We start from the raw sequence: 3,412 nt of genomic DNA, 5'->3' as shown, positions 1-3,412 counted from the left end.
CCCTTGAGTTTCTGTTCCTAGACAGTCAGAAACCTAGACAGGAAGCGGCGTGCGGCCGTTAAGGCGCTCCGCAACACCCACGGATGAAGCAGGAGAGCCGAGATTCTGCTCCAAAACGGTTGTAAACCGCTGCGGTATCCGTCTATCGCCAAAATCTCCGTCGAATTGGTTCGACGCCGAACAGAGGCAGCTAGTGGTCCACCGAGTCGGCCGGAGCCGGGCCCGTCGGAAATCCCGGTTCCGGCGGGACGGCCGCCGCCCGCCGCAGCACCGTCTCGGCGTGGCGCAGCAGGGGCGCGTCGATCATGCGCCCCTGGTAGGCGAACACGCCCCCCTCTCCCGCGGCCGCCTCCAGGATCTGCCACGCCGCCGTGACCTCGGCAGGCGTGGGCCGGTAGGCGGCCCGGATGACGGGCACCTGGCTGGGGTGGATGCAGGCGGTGGCGCGAAATCCGCTCGCGACCGCATCCACCACCTCGGCCTGCAGACCCTCGAGGTCGGGGATGGCCAGGAACACGCCGTCCACGGCCGCCTTGTCGTTGGCCCCGGCCGCCAGGAGCACCGCGGACCGAGCGTGGCGGGCGATGGCGCGGTAGCTGCCGTCGGGGAACCGGCTCGAGCTGCCGCCGAGCGAGGCCACCAGGTCGTCGGCGCCCCACATCAGCGCCACCACATTGGGCTCGGCCGCAATCGAGGGGGCGGCGAGCACCCCCGCGGCGGTCTCGCAGAGCGCGATCACCTCGAACCGGGCGAGAGCGGCGAGGTGGGCGGCGCTCACGGTCTTCGGCAGCATCACGTAGCGGTACAGGGTGTCGTCGAGGGCGGCGAGGTCAAGCTGGAAGTCGGGCGTGTCGGCCGGGTTGACGCGAACGACCGTGCGTTCGGGGTCGAGCGGATGGCTGACCAGCAGGCCGCGAGCGCGTGCCCGGTTGCCGGGCAGGAGCGCATCCTCCAGGTCGAGGATCACGGCATCCGCCCGCTCCGCCGCCTTGCGATACCGGTCGGGGCGGTCAGCCGGGCAGAACAGCAGCGCGGGTCCAAGGTCGAAGCTCATTGGACGGCCGCCCGGCACCAGACCAGCACCGTGCGCTCGGCCGTGGCCACCACGTCACCCTCCTGGTTCCGACCGGTGTGCCGGAGCGTGACCAGCCCCTGGCCCGGCCGGGACGCCGACAGCCGGCGGGCGGTGACGATCGTGTCGGAGTAGAGGGTGTCGCCGTGGAAGAGCGGATGCGGGAACGTCACCTCCCCGAAGCCGAGGTTCGCCACGATCGTGCCCTGCGTCAGCTGCGCGACCGAACTGCCCACCAGCGTCGCCAACGTGAACATCGAGTTGACCAGGCGCTGCCCGAACGGCTGGGTGGCCGCCCACGCCGCGTCGAGGTGCAGTGCCTGCGAGTTCATGGTCAGCGTGCTGAAGAGCACGTTGTCGGCCTCGGTCACCGTGCGACCGGGGCTGTGCCGGTAGCGGGCCTCGAGGTCGAATTCCTCGTAATACAGCCCGCGCTGCTCGATCGTGCGTCGTTCGTCGTTCATTTTCCTCCTGCCTAACCGGAGAACCCAAGCGCCCGTGAGATGACCATCAGCTGAACCTCGGTAGTGCCTTCACCGAGCTCGAGCACCTTCGAGTCGCGGTAGTGCCTCGCCACCGGGTTCTCGTTCAGGAACCCGTAGCCGCCAAAGATCTGGGTCGCGTCGCGAGCGTTGTCCATGGCGGCTTCGCTTCCCACCATTTTGGCAATCGAGGCCTCCATTTTGAAGGGGTGTCCGTGAACCATTTTCCTGGCCGCGTCGTAGTAGGCGAGGCGGGCCGTGTGCACGCGAGCCTGCATCCGTGCGATCTTGAACGCGATGTGCTGGTTGGAGCCGATCGACCGGCCGAACACATTGCGGGTGTTGGCGTAACGGATGGCCTCCTCGAGGCAGCCCTGCGCCGCGCCCGTGCACAGCGCGGCGAAGGCGATGCGCCCCTCGTCGAGGGTCTGCACGAAGTTGGCGAAGCCGCGGCCGCGTTCGCCGAGCAGGTTGGCCTCGGGCACGCGCACGTTCTCGAAGAGCAGCGGATGCGTGTCGGAGGTGTGCCAGCCCACCTTGTCGTAAGCCGGCAGCGCCGTGAACCCCGGGGTCGGGGTGGGCACGAGGATTGCCGTGAGCTCCTTCTTCACCGAGCCGTCGGGGCGCTCGGACTCGCCGGTGACGGCTGTCACGGTGACCAGCCGGGTGATCTCGGAGCCGGAGTTGGTGATGAACTGCTTCGTGCCGTTGATCACCCATTCACTGCCGGAGAGCTCGGCCGTGGTCTTCGTGCCGGCGGCGTCGGAGCCGGCATCCGCCTCGGTCAGCCCGAACGCGGCGAGCGCGCGCCCGCTGGTCAGCAGCGGCACCCACTCCTGCTTCTGCGCCTCGGTTCCGCGCCGGTAGACGGGCATGATGCCGAGCCCCACGCCGGCCTCGAGGGTGACGGCGATGGACTGGTCGACCCGGGCAAGCTGCTCGACTGCGAGGCAGAGCGCGAAGTAGTCCTGGCCCTGGCCGCCGTACTCCTTCGGGAATGGCAGGCCGAACAGGCCCAACTCCCCCATCTGGGCGATGATGTCATAGGGCAGGCTGCGCTTGGTGTCGTACTCGTAGGCGGCCGGCGCTACGACCATGTCGGCGAAGTCGCGCACGGTGTCGCTGAGCTGCTGCTGCTGCTCGGTCAGTTCCTGTTTCACGTTGGGTCTCCCTTGACTGGCGTGGCTGGTGGTGTGGCTTCCGTCCCGGTGGTCACGGCGGTGGCGGTGACTGTGGCGACGATCTGGTCGAGGCGCACGAGGTCACCCGGGTGCACGCCGATGGTGAGCCGGCCATCCGTTTCGGCCAGCAGATGGTGCTCCATTTTCATGGCCTCCACGGTGAGGATGCGCTGGCCGGCGACGATCAGGTCGCCCGTGGCGAGGTGCACGGCAACCACGGTCCCGGGCATCGGCGAGCGCACCTCCGGCCGGGCCGCCCCGGCCTCTCCCCCGGCCCGGTCGAGGCCGGCGAGGCGGTCGGCGAGCTGCTCGGCCCGGGAGCGGTGCACCAGCTCGGTGCCGAAACCGCTCTGGCCGAGCCAGAGGCGCGGGCCGTCGGACACGAGCTGCAGCACCTCAAGGCGGCCGCCCAGTTCACAGGCGAAGGTGTCGGCGCGGCCGGTGACGGGCGCGAGTCGGCCGGGAACGGGCATCCGTTGGTCGACGGCCACGCTCAGGCCGTCCGGGCCGGTCAGCACGGCAACGTCGACGGTTTCGGTGGCGCTGACCCGCAGGCTGTAGTGCACCGGCCGGGCCGGGCCGAGCCGCCAGCCGCTCGGCTGTGCCCACAGGCCGGCGGCGGCGCTCGTCGTGCCGGTGCCCGCGGCGTCGGCGCCCGCGGCGGCAGTTCGGGCGGT

The 3,412-nt window shown here is 69.9% G+C and carries 4 protein-coding genes; all 4 read right to left on the bottom strand.

Translation table 11 applies throughout. The features are described from left to right. Positions 1–190: 190 nt before the first annotated feature. On the bottom strand, positions 191–1,054 hold the full coding sequence (locus tag E3T40_RS13980; protein WP_104170130.1) for a CoA ester lyase: 864 nt from the start codon (positions 1,052–1,054) through the stop codon (positions 191–193). Then, positions 1,051–1,536: a MaoC family dehydratase gene (locus E3T40_RS13975; protein ID WP_104170131.1), complete on the bottom strand. Its 486-nt coding sequence runs from the start codon at positions 1,534–1,536 to the stop codon at positions 1,051–1,053. The genes E3T40_RS13980 and E3T40_RS13975 overlap by 4 nt, the downstream gene beginning before the upstream one ends. An 11-nt stretch (positions 1,537–1,547) precedes the next feature. Beyond that, the gene (locus tag E3T40_RS13970; protein ID WP_104170132.1) at positions 1,548–2,714 is read right to left on the bottom strand and encodes an acyl-CoA dehydrogenase family protein; all 1,167 of its coding nucleotides are present in this window, start codon (positions 2,712–2,714) and stop codon (positions 1,548–1,550) included. Continuing rightward, positions 2,711–3,412, bottom strand: a 702-nt coding sequence (locus tag E3T40_RS13965) for an acetyl-CoA carboxylase biotin carboxyl carrier protein subunit (RefSeq protein ID WP_134544302.1), incomplete at its 5' end; no start/stop codon positions are given. The genes E3T40_RS13965 and E3T40_RS13970, both read right to left, overlap by 4 nt.

Source organism: Cryobacterium sp. TMT1-19 (assembly GCF_004403055.1).
Lineage (GTDB): Bacteria > Actinomycetota > Actinomycetes > Actinomycetales > Microbacteriaceae > Cryobacterium > Cryobacterium sandaracinum.
The sequence above is the reverse complement of the archived record's forward strand: the minus strand, read 5'-3'. Positions and strand labels throughout refer to the sequence as shown.

What these genes read in the sequence shown, in the direction of transcription:
- E3T40_RS13975 (WP_104170131.1), bottom strand. Translation starts at nt 1,536, where the DNA reads ATGAACGACGAACGACGCACGATCGAGCAGCGCGGGCTGTATTACGAG.
- E3T40_RS13980 (WP_104170130.1), bottom strand. Translation starts at nt 1,054, where the DNA reads ATGAGCTTCGACCTTGGACCCGCGCTGCTGTTCTGCCCGGCTGACCGC.